The 18,562-nt window shown below is 38.6% G+C and carries 11 protein-coding genes; 7 read left to right on the top strand and 4 right to left on the bottom strand.

Annotated elements, in window-relative coordinates; genetic code table 11:
* Positions 1-1,184 precede the first annotated feature (1,184 nt).
* Positions 1,185-2,072 (bottom strand): lysophospholipid acyltransferase, encoded by an 888-nt coding sequence (locus C3B55_RS04475; RefSeq protein ID WP_129211825.1) that lies wholly within the window; start codon positions 2,070-2,072, stop codon positions 1,185-1,187.
* Positions 2,073-2,629: 557 nt separating this feature from the next.
* On the opposite strand from C3B55_RS04475, the gene glyQ reads away from it, so the two are divergent.
* The 3 genes from glyQ to gmhB are packed head-to-tail and all read left to right on the top strand — an operon-like array spanning position 2,630 to position 6,173.
* Positions 2,630-3,583, top strand: coding sequence for a glycine--tRNA ligase subunit alpha (glyQ, locus tag C3B55_RS04480; RefSeq protein WP_129211827.1), 954 nt, complete (start codon positions 2,630-2,632; stop codon positions 3,581-3,583).
* Positions 3,580-5,634 (top strand): glycine--tRNA ligase subunit beta, encoded by a 2,055-nt coding sequence (gene glyS, locus C3B55_RS04485; RefSeq protein ID WP_129211829.1) that lies wholly within the window; start codon positions 3,580-3,582, stop codon positions 5,632-5,634. The genes glyQ and glyS overlap by 4 nt, the downstream gene beginning before the upstream one ends.
* Before the next feature lie 5 nt (positions 5,635-5,639).
* The gene (gene gmhB, locus C3B55_RS04490) at positions 5,640-6,173 is read left to right on the top strand and encodes a D-glycero-beta-D-manno-heptose 1,7-bisphosphate 7-phosphatase (protein ID WP_129211831.1); all 534 of its coding nucleotides are present in this window, start codon (positions 5,640-5,642) and stop codon (positions 6,171-6,173) included.
* Positions 6,174-9,403: 3,230 nt separating this feature from the next.
* On the opposite strand, the gene gyrB is transcribed toward gmhB, so the two are convergent.
* From gyrB to dnaA, 3 genes are all read right to left on the bottom strand, one after another.
* Positions 9,404-11,821 carry a DNA topoisomerase (ATP-hydrolyzing) subunit B gene (gene gyrB, locus C3B55_RS04495; RefSeq protein WP_129211833.1) on the bottom strand — a complete coding sequence of 806 codons (2,418 nt, stop codon included), beginning with the start codon at positions 11,819-11,821 and terminating at the stop codon, positions 9,404-9,406.
* A gap of 954 nt (positions 11,822-12,775) precedes the next feature.
* The gene (gene dnaN, locus C3B55_RS04500) at positions 12,776-13,879 is read right to left on the bottom strand and encodes a DNA polymerase III subunit beta (RefSeq protein ID WP_129211835.1); all 1,104 of its coding nucleotides are present in this window, start codon (positions 13,877-13,879) and stop codon (positions 12,776-12,778) included.
* A gap of 40 nt (positions 13,880-13,919) precedes the next feature.
* Positions 13,920-15,437, bottom strand: a complete 1,518-nt coding sequence (gene dnaA / locus C3B55_RS04505) for a chromosomal replication initiator protein DnaA (protein ID WP_129211837.1) — start codon at positions 15,435-15,437, stop codon at positions 13,920-13,922.
* Between the two features lie 561 nt (positions 15,438-15,998).
* On the opposite strand from dnaA, the gene rpmH reads away from it, so the two are divergent.
* Genes rpmH through yidC form a run of 4 tightly spaced genes read left to right on the top strand, consistent with a single transcriptional unit; the run spans position 15,999 to position 18,480 of the window.
* Complete coding sequence (gene rpmH, locus C3B55_RS04510; RefSeq protein WP_129211839.1) at positions 15,999-16,133, top strand: 50S ribosomal protein L34; 135 nt, start codon at positions 15,999-16,001, stop codon at positions 16,131-16,133.
* A gap of 17 nt (positions 16,134-16,150) precedes the next feature.
* Positions 16,151-16,504 carry a ribonuclease P protein component gene (rnpA, locus tag C3B55_RS04515; RefSeq protein WP_457912681.1) on the top strand — a complete coding sequence of 118 codons (354 nt, stop codon included), beginning with the start codon at positions 16,151-16,153 and terminating at the stop codon, positions 16,502-16,504.
* 45 nt (positions 16,505-16,549) lie between these two features.
* The gene (gene yidD / locus C3B55_RS04520; protein WP_129211841.1) at positions 16,550-16,798 is read left to right on the top strand and encodes a membrane protein insertion efficiency factor YidD; all 249 of its coding nucleotides are present in this window, start codon (positions 16,550-16,552) and stop codon (positions 16,796-16,798) included.
* On the top strand, positions 16,798-18,480 hold the full coding sequence (gene yidC / locus C3B55_RS04525) for a membrane protein insertase YidC (RefSeq protein WP_129211843.1): 1,683 nt from the start codon (positions 16,798-16,800) through the stop codon (positions 18,478-18,480). Before yidD ends, yidC begins: the two co-directional genes overlap by 1 nt.
* The last annotated feature ends 82 nt before the right edge of the window (positions 18,481-18,562 follow it).

The following is an 18,562-nucleotide window of genomic DNA, read 5'->3' on the forward strand; positions in this document are numbered from 1 at the left end:
TTGATATGGCTTTGCTGGCTGCATGCTTTGCTGGCATGCAGCCAGCAAAACTAATAAAATTACAGCAATAGACATTTATACTAAATATTTTTACAAGTATCATTGATTATGTAGATAGATTTACTATGATATAGTACATAGCATTCTTGATAGTAGTTACACTAGATATATGCTAGACATACTTGTAGCAGCGTCCAACAGTAACAATACTAATACAATTAACCGTTAAGTTATCCACAATTTATTCTGCGCGTTAACCAAAATTGTTAAAGATGTAAGATAGCTTACCTAAATCTTACGGGACTTGTTGATAACAATATAATTTCAATATATTTATATATATTTAATCTAAAGAGACGACCTTAATATCGTAATCAGCTAGCAACTGGCGATCACCTATAATCGTTACCCCATTAACTAATATGCGCAATGACGACATTGTCAACAAACACTATCTGCTCTAAAAAAATTAACATTGGCTTCAATAGCCAATGTTACATGTAGCGACTAAAGGCAAAGCATGGTGCTTAATAGAAACATTTACAATACAAGTTTACCACTTGACACCAATCTTTGTGGTAATAATCTATTTTATAATGGGAATTATTATCTCTAACAATTAAATTGATAGCAGCTATTGTGATAAAAATATTATGTTTAGTGAATAACAATGTATCATAGAAGCAGAGTAAGTTGGTTCTTTAAAACATCGCTAGGCTTTTTGACATAACAGAATACGTTAGCATACTTAAATCTACAAAAAAATAACTAGCAGCCATAACAATTTAATCATTCTAGGTTAGCTTAGATAAAGGTCAAATGGACTAGAGAAAATATTAATGCGAAACAGTATTGGTATAATAAATGCGCAGAGTTGAGCTCATAATATTTTTAGCAGCACAGACCATTTTATTTGAAGTTTAAGCAATATCTAAATAATAATAATACCACTCAATAAGTGTACATGCAAGGCATTAAAACACCGCGTGATACATAATAGTCATAAACATGAAGAGAAAATAGCTCAGCAAAAAACATACAATACTTTATTGTAGGAGCTAGTTTACCAGATGATTGCATCATCTTAGTGTAACTGAAGAATTCATAAGTTTACATCGTATGTATGCTTAGTTTACACGTGTAACATCAGGGAGATGCATTCTAAATTTAGATTCAGGTATGAATTAATACCAACGCTCTTCACCTGGCGGACGTTTTTTGAAGCGCTTCATACTCCACATATACTGGTTCGGATAAGCATCGATATAGCGCTCCATAACCTTACTCATCGCCGCACAAGAAGTTGCAGTATCAGTGCTGTACATATCTTCTGGCGCTGCTTCTAGAATAATTCTATAGCCTGAACCGTTTGGCAGACGCAACGCGTGCAGGAAAACGCCAACTGCCTTATAGTCTGCGAGCATACTCGGCACAAACTTACTAGTCAATGCCTGGGTGGCGAAAAACGGTACGAAAATCCCTGCGGATTCTGCTGGTTCTGGGTCAGCGGTGATACCTACTTGACCACCTTTGCGCACTTCCTTGATTACGCTAAGAATACCTTTGGTTGTGGAAGCTACTACGCGGTTACCCAATTGTGTGCGTTGTTTTTGTAATAGCTTATCAACAGCCTTAAGCTTAGGCTGACGGTAAAAAATAATTGGTTTACATTGACTACAATAAAAGTAGTTCAACACTTCCCAGTTACCTAGATGACTAGTAATACCTACAACACCTTTGCCAGAGGCTAATGCTGCATGCAGTACTTCAAGTCCTTCGACTTCGTGTATGAGGTTAATGGAACGCTGAGCTGGCCAGCTCCAAACGTAAGCACTTTCGGTCATGGATTTACCTGCGTCCATTAGGCTTTGACCGACTAACAGCTCACGTGCATCTGAGTTCATGCCTGGGAAACACTTAGACAGGTTAATTCGCACGATCTCACGTGAGCGATTATGGGTTTTCCACATAATCCAGCCAATCATCATACCAATAATTTGAACCGCGCGCCATGGTAATAGCGCAAACAACCTTAGGGCGCCTACCAGTAAGGCGCCTTTAAGCTTTTCCACAGTAAACTCCTAATCGTGTATAGTGTATATATAATATTTTTTAACCAGCACTGACTCAATACGCATAACTGTTATGGACTATAACTAACCTCAGGACTATACAGTTACACGTATTTAGTCGTATGAATAACGAAGATAAACTGGTTTTTAAAAGGCTTTGCTCTTGTGGTGGTAAGTTCTACAAGAGTCGCTAGGATTTAGCTATAATTTATAAAAATTATTAATATAATGTACGTCGTCAACAAACAAACTAGAGCAACTTAAATCCAGTAATATACTGCCAGCTAAGCTATGGCATTGCACTAAGCAGCTGAATTTTTAGGTGATTACAAATCATGGCCTAATACAATCCCTAATATTCATATTTAATAATATAATAGTCATCACACAAGTAATACATCGTACAGCTAATTTTTTTACTTTTTTTGTAGTAAACCATATACAAGGATTTTTAGAAACTAAAACATGGCTTTATTAGACTCAAAACAGCGATAACAGAGCTGAAGTTGGTATACTTCAGCTCTTTAAATAATAGCCAAAGCAAATAGGTAGATTCCGTGAGCCAGCCTACGCCAACCTTATATACCTTTCAATACTTATTGTTGGCGCTCCAACAATATTGGGCTGATCAAGGTTGTATAGTAATGCAACCATATGATATGGAAGTAGGTGCCGGTACTTTCCACACAGCAACATTTTTGCGAGCCATCGGCCCTGAAACTTGGAACGTCGTTTATATACAACCAAGCCGTCGCCCGACTGACGGCCGTTATGGTAAAAACCCGAACCGTCTGCAGCACTACTACCAGCTTCAAGTAGTCATGAAGCCGAATCCTAACAATTTCCAGGAGCTATACCTGGACTCGCTAAAACATGTTGGCCTAGACCCGCTAGTGCACGATATCCGTTTTGCCGAAGATAACTGGGAATCGCCAACTTTAGGCGCATGGGGCTTAGGCTGGGAAGTCTGGCTAAATGGCATGGAAATAACGCAATTTACTTACTTTCAGCAAGCAGGAGGTATTGACTGCTACCCAGTAGTCGGTGAGCTTACTTATGGTCTGGAACGTTTAGCCATGTACCTGCAAGACGTAAATTCTGTTTACGACTTAGTATGGGCTGACGGACCGTTTGGTAAAGTGACTTACGGAGATCTGTTTCATCAAAACGAAACAGAGCAATCTATTTATAACTTCGAAATAGCTAATGTCGAGAAACTGTTTGAACTGTTTGACCTCTATGAAAGCGAAGCTAAGCGCTTGATTAAACTCGACCAACCACTACCATTACCTGGCTATGAAATGGTGTTGCAAGCTTCCCATATATTTAACCTTCTAGACGCCCGTCACGCCATCTCGGTCACTTCGCGTCAGCAATACATGCTACGCATACGCACTTTAGCATATTCTATTGCGCAAGCCTATTTACTAGCACGCGCTAAACTTGGATTCCCGATGGCACCCCAAGATCTGCGTGACATAGTATTACCTGCGCTGGAGGTTATACAATGAGTGTTCAAGATTTTCTTGTTGAGATAGGAACTGAAGAGCTACCGCCCAAGGCACTAGATACTCTATCTAATGCGTTCATGACTGGTATCGAAAAAGGCCTGTATAGCGCTAATTTAAAATTTGCTACAAAAAAAGTCTACTCCTCACCGCGTCGTCTAGCCGTATTACTGACTGCACTAGAAACCCAGCAGCAGGACTACAGCATTAACTTTGATGGCCCGTCACGTCAGGTAGCTTTTAATACTCAAGGTAAACCCACTCAAGCAGCTCTTGGTTTCGCTAAAAAGTGTGGAGTAGAATTGAGCAAGATTGACCAGAGCGGCCCAAAGCTACGCTTTAGCCAAATTATCGCTGGTCAGCCAACTTATAGGCTATTACAGGCCATCGTTAAAAATTCTCTTAACGAACTACCAATCCCTAAGCGAATGCGATGGGGTACACGTAAGGAAGAGTTTGTACGCCCAACTAAGTGGCTAGTCATGCTACTTGGCAGTCAAGTTATTGACTGCACAATCCTAGCCCAAGAGGCTAGCCGCCACTCCCGTGGTCACCGCTTTCATCATCCAGAACACGTACACATCACCTCGCCAGCAAACTATGCTACTGACCTACGCACCGCTTATGTAATAGCCGATGCCAATGAACGTCGTGAGCTGATCAGAAAACGTATTGAAGAGCTAGCTCACTTAAAGAAAGGTATCGCTATTGTACCTCCAGGTTTACTTGAAGAGGTAACTGCACTAGTTGAATGGCCGGTACCACTAATGTGCTCATTTGAAGAGCATTTCCTCAATGTGCCGCAAGAAGCCTTGATAATTACTCTGCAGGAAAATCAAAAGTATTTTTGCTTACTGGACTTGAATGGTAAGTTGCTACCACACTTTATTGCAGTTGCTAATATCAAAAGTAAAGATCCGCAGCAGATCATTGCCGGTAATGAGAAAGTTGTACGTGCGCGTCTAAATGACGCTGAGTTTTTCTTTAAACAAGACAAGAAGCAGAAGCTGCAATGCTTTAATCTCCATCTACAAAACGTGGTTTTCCAGGAAAAGCTCGGCAGTGTCTATGACAAAGCCCTACGTATTTCTAAACTAGCCGCCTACATTGCGCAACGCATTGGCGGTGATGCTAATTTGGCTGCTCGCGCTGGTTTACTGTCCAAATGTGACCTAGCTACTGACATAGTTGGTGAATTTCCGGAAATGCAGGGCATTGCTGGTTACTATTACGCAATCAACGATGGAGAGCCGTATGATGTGGCTATTGCGCTACACGAACAATATATGCCGCGTAATCCAAGTGCAACGCTACCTAGCACCCTAACTGGTGCTGCCGTAGCTATTGCAGACAATCTGGATACTCTAATAGCTATCTTTGGTATTGGCATGCTACCTACTGGCAGCAAAGACCCATATGCATTACGTCGCGCTGCTGTATGCATACTGCGTGTACTGATCGATAAGAAGCTAGACTTAGATCTAACTCAGACCATAGTGTTCGCTATTAACCAGTTCGGTGGCAAAGTTAATAAAACTAATTTAGTCAATCTAGTGCTAGAATTTGTATTAAACCGCCTAAGAGCAAGCTATGAAGAAGATGGCGTGGACATTTCTGTTTACCTTTCAGTGCGCGCCATACAACCGAGTTCGATGTTAGACTTTGATCAACGTGTGCAAGCCGTACAGGCATTCCGTAAGCTGCCAGAAGCAGATGCTCTAAGCACCGCAAATAAGCGCGTATCTAACCTGCTACGTAAAAACATTAACCTCTGCATTACAGAGGTTAACCCAGGCCTGTTTGCAGATGCCAAAGAGTTTTCTCTGAACTCAGCTATTGCTAAAGCAGAAAACGCACTGAAGTCATTACTTGCTGAACGCAACTATACTAAAGCACTTATGCATCTTGCTACTTTACGTGAGCCGGTGGATGCTTTCTTTGAAGCCGTGATAATAAATACTAAAGATGTGCATGTACAGAAAAACCGCTATGCTATGCTAGCACGTCTACGTGACTTGTTTCTCAATGTTGCTGATATTTCCATACTGAACTAATCATATTGAAACTGCTGATCATTGATCGTGATGGAGTGATTAATTATGACTCAAAGTTATACATCAAATCAGTGGAGGAATGGATACCATTGCCAGGCTCAATTGAGGCTATTGCACAGTTAAACAATGCCGGCTGGACTGTCGCGATAGCCACGAACCAGTCCGGCATTGCTCGCGGCTATTACAACATTGCCACCATGAACGCTATTCATGCATACTTACGCGCATTAGTAGCAAAACTAGGAAGTGAAATTGGACTAATTGTATACTGCCCTCACAAACCAAACCAAGGGTGCAATTGTCGTAAACCAAAGCCTGGAATGTTGAAAACAATTACAGAATATTACAAGCTACCATTAGCTGGATTATGGTTTGTCGGAGACAGCCTTGATGATCTCGAGGCTGCCCAAGCCGTAGATTGTCAGCCAGTTTTAGTGACAACTGGGAAAGGCAAAAAGACTCAAGCAAAAAATATACCAGTAGGCACTTTAATTTTTGAGGATTTAGCAGCCGTTGCCGAACAACTTGTCAATAAATAGTCACTATCGACTTCCTGTCTAAATACTATTTAAAATGCACTGTATAATAGGATAGTTGTGTCAAACAATAAATATTGCTATGTTCATTTAGTGCATTACAAGAGCCTTAATTTTTTTTGTAAAAAAACTAAAAGTATTTATTATACTATATCAACATCTTTAACAGTGCGGCTGTGCGCTTTCGCTATTTAATGTATTTCTGTACGAATATAAAGACGTAGGTAAATGCTTACAGAGCAACGCCATTTTTTTAAAATGGAACTCTATTTAATTAAATGAATATTTTTCAATATATTAAAGTCCACACTGGAAAGTGTTTCACAATAAAATTACTGCGCTAAAAGTACAGGAACTATAACCGTAGTAATCGGCAAACCAATACACACAGAAGATAGAAGGTATTAAGTCATTACTTTGCTAAATTACTGCAATGAAACATAGAATTAAATCATAATAGCTAGACTAGCAAACAATAAAATACAATAAATTGCGCGATACACTACTGAGCTGGTATGCCTTTTTATGGAAAATCAAGCTTAACAGCTACGTTATCTATTGGCTAATAGCAACAATATAGCTTTCATGCATTAGCTATGTTAGCTGTACTTTACAAAACTAGTTAAATCTTTTATAATTTAGAAAAAATATTGAAGCCATAAAGATAAGGCGCGCGTAATTACATAGCGATAGACAACACAAATAATTAACTTATTGAATTCAGTTATCATTAACCAGTAAGACGCTATTGTTAGGTTAATAATTAAGTCGCTACCGGTCAAGCACTTTAGTGTGTAGAACCATGAGCCACTGAGCATCATAATATACGTGATTAAACCATACCTTATTGTGACATGCAAAATATCGTTCTTGCTTGGTGGCACACGCCACAACTTAAATAGAACTTTAAATTTATTACCTAGCAACGATATGATTTTAGCAGAAATTGGAAACAATTAAACTGTACTATAGGCAGCTATTACAGTAATTTAGATTATACAATAACTACAAATAATTCATCTAAAAACCTACGGTCTAATCTATAACGCGTAGTATGAAAAGTATAGCGGTAAACTGACAAAATAAAAGCACAACTAATATTGTTGTTGCTCTCAATATCTACAATATATCTGACAGACTGTCAGTACTGACTTCTTGTGGCACAGATCACTAAAAAACTTTACATAGATCTTACGCTTACTGCAGTGTAAGCGATAGAAAAGAACGTCATAATAAAACTATCACCTATACATGATGCAGTAACAGCTCATCACTCAAATAATAAAGTGACTATGCAAAAAAACTCCTGATCGACTGCACTGCGTAATACGCTAGCATTAGATATCAAGGCTGCAAGGTGTCGACCTCTTACCAGGTACACATGACTTATTCAAGGATAATAACAGTAAATTACATGGTGCTTGTATGATTTATCTAGTCAGCGTACAAATTTACAAGACTAAAAAAGTCAGCACTGAAACTTTCAGTCTTTAATTTTTTATGGTAACTAAAAATACGTGATTCGACTAAAATCTGCCAAAATTTATCTGGCAGCTATAAGGATAGCTGTTTAGTATAAAACTATAAATAAACTACACGTAAGCGGTAATAAGTAATAACTAAAAACTTTGTGTTATAAAAAACACTCATGCACTAAAATGTAGAATAAGCGCTAGACATATCTTAGCAAACATTTTGCAAACCTTATAACAAAGCATTAATATTTAGCTATTATAGACCCATACCTTAAGTCATTAACGATCAATAAAAGATTTTATAATCTTTTAGTTTTCTTGCTAAACTTGGCGCATCCATAAGCCTATAAACGCACTAAATAAAACAATACTGAAAGCCTAGTTATACTCATTGAGACTTACCAACAAAGTTTTCTCCTATTTAGTATTTATTTAAATCGAACAAATCCCTATCTAGGTACGACAACGTTATACACATAATAGTTGCGGATATACACTATAGCTTAACGCTTAGCCTTTTAACTATCTTCACTAATTACCCCCCTAGATGAGTTGATAAAAGCTTCACTGGTTCGAGCTAACATTAATCTTTATTTTATTTTTAATAGAGCTAGTTTAATAGTTGACATCTACCTGATATAGGTTAGCATTTCTCATATCGATTATTCGTCATCACTACAGCGCACAAGAAAGCGTGTAACGCATATACCTAATATTCCTATCACGTGTTATAATCCTGACCTAATTTTTTTAAAAATTTAAACAAATTAACTAATGCATAAACTACATGCAATTGCAGATTAAAAATTAATATAATTTTAAGACTACCTTGCAACAATAAACCAATAAACGCCAATTTATATCCTGACACTTTCGTTCATCAATGTTAATATCTTTATATAAATGACAACATGGTGTCATTTATATAAAACTTTTCAAGTTTCTCTATCAGATACTCCATGCCAATCTGCAAAGATGAGACATGACACATTGATGGGTCATAGATATAGGTAACGAACAATAGATCGTAAAAGCTTGTGCGGCATAATTAGATCAAAATAATAATGAGATGAAAGAAATTTCATTAATAAAAAATTTTTTTGCTTATTACTATGGTAGTGTCAGAAAATCTATGCTACACATATTGCAATATAAATAAAAATCTATTTAATTATGTCTTGTTTAAATAGACACTGCGAATAATACTCGACACTACAAAACAGCTTACTGTATCTAGATTTGTTTTAACGTAGCATATATTATTACGCCATGTAGCTTAGATAATCTTTGGAATCTAAACACTTAACTAATAAATTTCACATATAGTTGTTATTTTTTAATATGCTGGATACATGAGCATATGAACTGCCGCTCGCTATAATGATGCTGACTTGCCAAAATTTAGAGAGTTATACTTTGTATAAAAAATAAACAATCTTTTGTTTATAAACAAACTGTTTAATTACAACAAATCTAAAGTCATGATAAAGGCTGCTTTACATTATGGCGCGCAAAAAAATAGCTATATTACATACCCAATATTTATTAATTACTTAAAAGTAGAGATTAACTACCGATCAAGATTAATAATCTGTTAATTATCTATGAGTATAATTACTACTTGGAGTGTATTGTAATCTAGTAACTCAAGTTATAAAGAATAACTGTTACAATAAACATTGTCAAATACTTAATACGGTATGCAGCAAAATGCGCATAATATATGTTTATATTTTTTGCTATAACCAGTTAATTTAACTAAAAGTCTAAATTAGATACCGCTAAAACATTTTTTTCAATAAAGTCACGACGAGGTTCAACTGCATCACCCATCAAGATATTAAATATCTGATCCGCGCAAATTGCGTCTTCTATAGTCACATGCAGCATGCGACGTTGATCAGGGTTCATAGTAGTTTGCCATAATTGATCTGGATTCATTTCGCCTAGACCCTTATATCGCTGAATAGTATGACGTTTAGTGCTTTCAGCTATTAACCAGTCTACAACTTCTTTGAACTCATTAACCGCTTTTTTACGTTCGCCACGCTGAATACTGGCGCCATCTTTCAATAAAGCGCTTAATTGGGTACCAAGAATAGCAATTGCTTTATAGTCATTACTACTGAAGAAGTCGTAGTTAAAAATAATATTTTTCTTTAGGCCATGAAGGATCAGTTTTACCTCTGGTAGCCATAAGTTATGTTTAAGATCTTCATATAAATCAGCTTTATACACCAAGCCAGACTTCTCAGCCATATGTAGACGTACTTTATACTGCATTATCCAATCATGCATCGCCGCATAATCACCCAATTGCTCTAAACTAATTGCCGGCAGATAAATAAAGTGTTCAGTAAGTTCCTGAGGGTATAGACGCGATAGACGCTTAAGCGTCTTCATCACCATACGGAAATCGCTTACTAGACGCTCTAGTGACTTGCCAGAAATACCTTGGGCTTCATTATTCAAATACAAGCTAGCACCTTCCAAAGCCGACTGTATCATATATTCTTCCATAGCATCATCATCTTTAATATACTGCTCTTGCTGACCTTTTTTAACCTTGTATAAAGGTGGTTGAGCTATATAAATATAGCCACGTTCAATGAGATCTGGTAACTGACGGAAAAAGAAGGTTAGTAACAGTGTGCGTATATGTGAACCATCAACGTCAGCATCAGTCATAATGATAATGTGGTGATAACGCAACTTTTTTATATTGTAATCTTCGTGACCAATACCACAGCCTAAAGCAGTTATCAAAGTACCGACTTCTTGAGAAGAAATCATCTTATCAAAGCGTGCCTTCTCTACGTTGAGGATCTTGCCTTTCAACGGCAAAATAGCCTGGGTACGACGGTTACGACCTTGTTTAGCAGAACCACCAGCAGAATCACCCTCAACTAAGTATAACTCGGAGAGAGCAGGGTCCTTTTCCTGACAGTCAGCTAGCTTTCCTGGTAAGCCAGCAATATCTAACGAACTTTTACGACGAGTCATCTCTCGTGCTTTGCGAGCTGCTTCACGAGCACGTGCAGCATCGATGGTCTTATTGACGATTAATTTAGCTTCATTTGGGTTTTCTAACAAAAAATTGGAGAAATATTTACCCATTTCCTGTTCTACTGCAGTCTTTACTTCCGAAGATACTAATTTATCTTTGGTCTGTGAGCTAAATTTTGGATCCGGTACTTTTACTGAGATAATTGCAGTTAAGCCTTCACGAGCATCATCACCGATAGTAGCAACTTTATGCTTTTTCGCTAAACCTTCCACTTCAATATAAGCATTAAGGTTACGTGTCAATGCAGAACGGAAACCCATTACGTGAGTACCACCATCGCGCTGTGGAATATTATTGGTAAAACACAACAGATTCTCATTAAAACCATCGTTCCACTGTAGTGCAATTTCTACACCAATTCTGTCTTTACGCTGAATATTAAAGTGAAATATCTGATTGACTATAGTTTTGTTAAGGTTCAGGTATGCAATAAATGCGCGTAAACCACCTTTGTACGTAAATAATTCTTCCTGACCATTACGCTCATCCCTGAGGGTAATACTGACACCCGAGTTAAGAAAAGATAGCTCACGAATCCGCTTTGCTAAGATATCCCAGCTATAATAAATATTATTAAAGGTTGTAGCTGAAGGCTGAAAGTAAATCTGCGTACCAGTGCATTCACTGTCGCCAATGATTTTTATCGGTTCTTGTGGAACACCATGCACATAAATCTGCTCCCAAATCTTGCCACTACGGTGAACTGTTAAAATTAGCTTTTTAGATAAAGCATTTACTACCGATACACCAACACCATGCAAACCACCAGATATTTTATAAGAGTTATCATCAAACTTACCGCCTGCATGTAGAACGGTCATAATAACCTCTGCTGCCGATACACCTTCTTCTTTATGCATATCTACCGGAATACCACGGCCGTTATCGCACACGGTGATAGACTCATCTGGATGGATACTGATTTTAATGTCGTCACAGTAACCAGCCAAAGCTTCGTCAATAGAGTTATCTACTACCTCAAACACCATAAGATGTAAGCCGCTACCATCATTGGTGTCACCAATATACATACCAGGACGCTTACGTACGGCATCTAAACCTTTCAGCACTTTAATATTAGTCGAGTCGTATGTGTCTTCTTCACTCATGCTTCCACTCCTAACGTTCATATATCTAGGTAGTACCGCATTGTTTTACCTACGAATAAGATTACAAATACTTTTGTATTCTAGTTTTTTCTTGAAAAGTCATGGTTTGATCTGGTGATCAACACCTGGCAACATAAATCTTATAATCATTAGCATAAAGCATGGCAGTTTAATTTATAGAGTTTACACGGTAAATGATCTACTAGATTAATATACTATATATATGGTTAATCTATTAATTGATCTATAAAGACGCAGCAAATACAGTACTCAACTTATGATCTTTGTACACACTATAGCGATAGCTTGGCGCAAACTGATTAGGATCTAACAACTCACTCACAGTATACTCAAAACTTAATTGTGAGTCTTTGATGTTAGTATAGCCAATTCATTAATTTTATTACCAATTAAACATAGCTTGTGATCTAAGGTTTTCATTGCGCAGTGCTGCCTCACAAATACAGCACTGCCGCTGTACGTTACAGCTCTATATAAAATGCTCCGCAATTCAAGAATAACCAGTGGTTCCTTAGTATCTACTCTTAATAGATAAAATATCTGAATTATTTAGGCCGTAGTGGTTTGGCTTCTGTTTTCTACGCAGCACTTAAGCTACCATAATCATGTATGTGAACTAAACACTTTTTATCGTAATCACATTTAATTATAACGCTAACATACCAGTCGTTAGCTAATTTAGCTACGCACCATACAAGTCAATTACAAGTATTGAATTGCAGGTAGCAAACAAGTACTCTGAAAGTCATTATGATGCCCCAGTGAGCAAACAGCCTTCTAATATGTTAGTTTTGCTGCGGCAGTTAGTATCATATATAATATGAATACCAGAAGTAATAGTTGGGAAGGTCAATGTATGTTAACTGCGTACTACAGCAATCGCGATAAAACTAAAAATTTTTAATTTTTGCGAGTTTTTTTTGCTGAGAACTATTATAGCCTCATTGGCATAACAACGTAAGACGAGTCATTATTATTTGGTTCTTGTATCAAAGCACTGCTGTTAGAATCTGAAAACACCATACAGACTTGCTTGGTAGTAATAACACTAAGCACGTCTAGCAGGTAACTTACATTAAAGCCGATCTCCAGTGAATCACCATTGTACTCAACGCCAACTTCTTCTTCAGCCTCTTCTTGCTCTGGATTTTTTGCTTCAATTTTCAATTGACTATTAGAGATCTGCAGAAGTATGCCGCGATGCTTTTCGTTCGAAAGAATCGCAGTACGGCTAAATGCTTCGCGCAAGGCCTGGCGATTACCGATCACTAGTTTATCACCATTTTTAGGAAGCACACACTTATAATCTGGAAACTTACCATTAATCAGCTTAGATGTAAAGGTAAACTCGCCGGCGATAGCACGGATATGGTGTTGATTCAAAGCAATATTAATATTACTATCCGGATCAGTGAGCAAACGCAATAGTTCTAGGATGCCTTTACGCGGTACGATAGCTTGATAACAGTCCGGCTGACCTACATCAACCTTCATCGAGCACATAGCGAGACGATGACCATCAGTTGCCACGGCACGGATAATGCCATCTGATACTTCTAACAGCATACCATTAAGATAGTAACGCACATCCTGCTGAGCCATGGCAAAGCTGGTGCGCTCTATCAAGCAACGAAATTTACTTTGCATTATACTGCAATACAGTGACCCTGGGCTATCTTCCACAGTCGGGAAGTTATTAGCTGGCAAAGTTGACAAAGTGAAGCGGCTGCGACCGGCTCTAACTAATAGTTTCTGCTGATCAAGCTTAATGTTGATTAATGTATCATTATGTAAACTTTTGCAGATATCCATCAGCTTGCGCGCAGGCACAGTAATCTCACCAGACTCAGCTGGACTTGTCAGTTGCACTCGGCCAACTAGCTCAACCTCTAAATCAGTACCAGTCAAGTACAATTGCTGGTCTTTAATTACCAGCAATACATTAGAAATTACTTGCAATGCCTGTCGGCGCTCTACGATGCCTGCAACTAACTGCAGTGGTTTTAGCAGAACTTCACGTTGAATAGTGAAATGCATTAGATAATCAATCACCTTAAATAAACTGCACGTAATATCATCACGTAGTTAGTGTGCGTAGTAGGTTCTTGTAGTCTTCGCGAATATCCGCATTTGATTCCTTAAGTTCATTGATTTTGCGACACGCGTGCAAAACTGTGGTATGGTCACGACCACCAAATACATCGCCAATTTCTGGTAAACTATGGTTAGTTAACTCTTTCGAGAGAGCCATAGCCACCTGGCGTGGACGAGCTACGGAACGTGACCGACGCTTTGACAACAAATCGGAAATTTTAATCTTGTAATACTCAGCCACAGTGCGCTGGATGTTATCCACACTCACCAGCTTATCTTGCAATGCCAATAAATCCTTCAGGGATTCGCGAATCAACTCGATAGTAATATTACAGCCCATGAAATGGGAGTGTGCAATAACTCGCTTGAGCGCACCTTCTAGCTCACGCACGTTAGAGCGGATGCGTTGAGCAATAAAGAAGGCCGCATCGTGCGGCACGTAGACTTTAGCTTGGTCGGCTTTTTTCATCAAAATCGCAACACGCGTTTCTAATTCTGGCGGCTCTACTGCAACAGTCAAACCCCAGCCAAAGCGTGATTTTAAGCGTTCTTCTAAACCCTCGATTTCTTTAGGATATCTGTCACTGGTCAAGATGACTTGCTGACCACCTTCGAGTAGAGCGTTAAAAGTATGGAAAAATTCTTCTTGGGAGCGTTCCTTGCGAGCAAAAAATTGAATATCATCAATCAATAAAGCACCCAACGAACGGTAAAAGCGTTTGAACTCGTTAATTGCATTTAGCTGCAAGGCCTTAACCATATCAGCAACAAAACGCTCTGAATGTAGGTAAACAACCTTAGCGTTTTGGTTTTTATTTAAAAGATGGTTACCTACAGCATGCATTAAATGAGTTTTACCTAAGCCAACACCGCCATAAAGAAAAAGGGGATTATAACCATGCTGAGGGTTATCAGCTACTTGCCAGGCGGCTGCACGGGCTAACTGATTAGATTTACCTTCGACGAAATTTTCAAAAGTAAAGGTGCTATTTAGGTAGCTGGTATGTTTGAGCGCGCCTCCAACTTGCACAGCACGATGTTCAGTAAGAATCGGTGCCTGCTGGGAACTGGCTCCGGCCATTGGATCAAAACCATCGCGGGATGGCTCTTCATGATCTATAAAGGCGTTTTCCTGCAACGAAGATTTTGTTATTGTTTGGGCAACCAGCACTAGCGAGTTATTCACAGGAACTGCTTGGGTTTGTGAAGCAGTAATAACCAATGTGCTACTTGGCGTAGCATGAGGTACAGCACTACTTTTACTACCTATCAGTAAAGATAGCACAGGCACGATGCCATTGCCACATTCATTGAGTAACTCAAGAACGCGACTCAGGTATTTTTCATTGACCCAATCGAGAACAAAACGATTTGGTGCGTATATACGCAACTCATCACCTTCGATTTCGACCTGTAGCGGACGGATCCAGGTATTAAATTGCTGGGCAGGCAGTTCTTCGCGTAAAAGCTTTACACACTGCTGCCAAAGTTTCACTGACACGATATCCCCTGAGTTGCAAGCCTATAAGATAAAATAGCCACCATTATAGCGGTCAGCTGTCAACTTATCCACATGTAGGTTTATTCACTATATCGCCAAAATCAATGTATGAAGGATAATAAACTCACCAACTAGTCTATGTATCAATACATCTAAATTTATTATAATAAGTTAAATCTAAAGTCCAGCACTAACTTGGCTGTTAATAACAACCCATTGGACATAGAATGCCCAGCATTACAGTACAGATAAAACACCATTTCTCTAAATTTGGCTATTATCTGTACATCATGCGCAATGTAGTTTAAAATAATTATCAACCAGATAAAGCATTTTAGATTTAATACATTTTACAAAAAATCGTTAAATAACTTTTTTCGTGATTTTTATATCCACAGCATTGTTGATGAAAGAAACAACCTGGCAAAAACGGATTATATAATTTAAAGAAATATTATTTAGAAATTGACCTACCATGGTTGCTGTCTCTAAGATTACCAATCTTTTAAAATTATAATCGCTATAAGCTTATTCATTACAGATAAACTAGGTAGTCATACTATGAAGCGTACTTTTCAACCAAGCAATATCAAACGTGCTCGCACCCACGGTTTTCGTGCTCGCATGGCTACTAAAAACGGTCGCGCTATACTGTCGCGTCGTCGAGCTAAAGGTCGTATACGTCTAGCAGTTTAAGAATCCGGTACTATTTGGTGACTAAAAATTTTGGTAGGGAAAAGCGTCTGCTAACCGCACAGAATTTTACGGCAGTTTTTGCTTCTCCGACTAATACTATTCCAGGGAATAGTACACTTCTCCTTGCACGTAAGAACGACCTAAATTACCCACGTCTTGGATTAGTCATTAGCAAGAAAAACGTCAAACTTTCTGTTAAGCGCAATCGTCTCAAGCGTCTGATACGCGAGACATTTCGTCTCCACCAAGACAAATTGATTGGTTGGGATATTGTTATAGTTGCGCGCAAAGGCTTGGGAGATATAGGAAACTATAAATTAATCCAACACTTCGGTCAACTATGGAAGCGTTTATCGCGTACCAAAAGATAAGACTAGCAGTCAATACAAAAAAAACCGTAGAGATAGATGTTACAAATGTATAAATTAGCCCTTATCCTAATCCAATTTTACTGTTATGTAATTAGTCCTATAATGGTCAACCACTGTCGCTTTTATCCAACTTGCTCTTTCTATGCTTTAGAGGCCATAAACAATCATGGCTTCTTACGTGGTTGCTGGCTGACCTTTTGTCGTTTAAGTCGTTGTCATCCATACAATCCAGGTGGTTTTGACCCGGTTCCACCTATATTGATTTCTTGTTCTTTTTTGATAACCACGTATTAATGGATATTAAACGCACGATTCTGATCGTCTCCTTAGCAATCGTGTCCTATGTCATGGTTTTTAAGTGGAACCAGGAGTATGGCCAGCCAGCCATGCCGACTCATAATATTGCTACCAAGCAGACCGCGCCAGTTATTCATGACACACTATTAGATAGTGGTGTGCCTATGCATGCTGATGTTCCGACAGTGCATAGCAAAATAAATATCCCTCTAGAAGCATCTGTAGTAACCAATACAGACTTTATTCACGTGAAAACAGATGTTTTAGACCTGACCATTGACCTAAAAGGTGGTGATATCACGCAGCTAAAATTACTGATGTATCCACGTCGCCAAGATGATCCAAATATTCCTTTCCAACTATTCGACAATGGTATTGAGCGTACTTATCTAGCACAAAGCGGCTTGACTGGCGCAAACGGTCCAGATGCTTATATTACTGGACGTCCAGTGTATTCAGCTACGCAACAGACGTATCAACTGGCTAATGGCCAGAACCAACTAAGCATCGACCTGAAATTCAGTCAAGACAATATTAACTATATCAAGCGTTTTATATTTACTCGCAGCCTCTACTACTTCAAGGTCATACACCTGATTGACAACGAAAGCGATAAACTTTGGATAGGCAATCTGTTTGCTCAACTTAAGCGTGACAATAGCGCTGATGTTTCTTCGAACACTACTACTGGCGCTACAACTTATCTAGGTGCTGCCATGTGGACAAGTAGCGATCCATACAAAAAAGTTTCTATGAAAGACATAGATAAAAGTACGCTAAAAGAAACCGTTCAAGGCGGCTGGGTTGCATGGCTGCAACACTATTTTGTCACTACATGGATCCCTAATCAAGGTGAAATAAATCTAATTCAAGCCCGTAAAGACAGCCAAGGTAACTATATTATAGGTTTTACTGGTCCAGCGTTAACTGTCGCTCCAGGAGCCAAGATTGAAACCAGCGCCACTCTTTATGCTGGCCCAAAAAATCAAGCAACTCTTAAAGAGTTATCACCAGGTTTAGACTTAACAGTGGATTACGGTATTCTATGGTTTCTTGCCCAGCCTATTTTTTGGTTACTACAACATATCTATAGCATTGTTAATAATTGGGGATTTTCAATCATTTTCCTAACCATGCTAATTAAGGGGATTTTTTTTCCTCTGTCAGCAGCCAGCTATAAGTCAATGGCACGAATGAGCGCCGCGGCACCAAAACTTGCTGCCCTTAAAGAACAATATGGTAACGATCGGCAAAAAATGTCGCAGGCTATGATAAAGCTGTACAAAAAAGAGAAAATTAACCCGCTGGGTGGATGTTTGCCGATTTTAGTACAAATGCCAGTTTTTCTGTCACTGTACTGGGTACTTTTAGAAAGCGTAGAAATGCGCCAGGCACCGTTCATACTATGGATAACAGATCTGTCAATCAAAGATCCATTTTTTATCCTGCCCATTATCATGGGGGCAACAATGTTTATTCAGCAGCGCTTAAACCCTACTCCACCGGATCCAATTCAGGCTAAAGTAATGAAAATTGTGCCAATTATTTTTACTTTTTTCTTCTTGTGGTTCCCGGCTGGTTTAGTATTGTATTGGGTAGTCAACAACGTTCTATCAATCTCTCAACAGTGGTACATCACGCATAAAATCGAAGCGTTTACCAAAAAAGCTACAGATTAATTTAATTTATATAATAGCAAGCTAACCACCCCCCTATAACAGGTTAGTTAGCTTGCTATTACTTTCGCTCTGGAACCTACTG

The organism is Candidatus Pseudomonas adelgestsugas (assembly GCF_004124255.1).
In the GTDB taxonomy this organism is placed as follows: Bacteria; Pseudomonadota; Gammaproteobacteria; order Pseudomonadales; family Pseudomonadaceae; genus Aquipseudomonas; species Aquipseudomonas adelgestsugas.

Bases quoted from the DNA above. Each gene is read 5' to 3' on its own strand.
- yidD (WP_129211841.1), top strand. From the start codon at position 16,550: ATGTATAAATTAGCCCTTATCCTAATCCAATTTTACTGTTATGTAATT.
- glyS (WP_129211829.1), top strand. From the start codon at position 3,580: ATGAGTGTTCAAGATTTTCTTGTTGAGATAGGAACTGAAGAGCTACCG.
- dnaN (WP_129211835.1), bottom strand. From the start codon at position 13,879: ATGCATTTCACTATTCAACGTGAAGTTCTGCTAAAACCACTGCAGTTA.
- gyrB (WP_129211833.1), bottom strand. From the start codon at position 11,821: ATGAGTGAAGAAGACACATACGACTCGACTAATATTAAAGTGCTGAAA.
- yidC (WP_129211843.1), top strand. From the start codon at position 16,798: ATGGATATTAAACGCACGATTCTGATCGTCTCCTTAGCAATCGTGTCC.
- rpmH (WP_129211839.1), top strand. From the start codon at position 15,999: ATGAAGCGTACTTTTCAACCAAGCAATATCAAACGTGCTCGCACCCAC.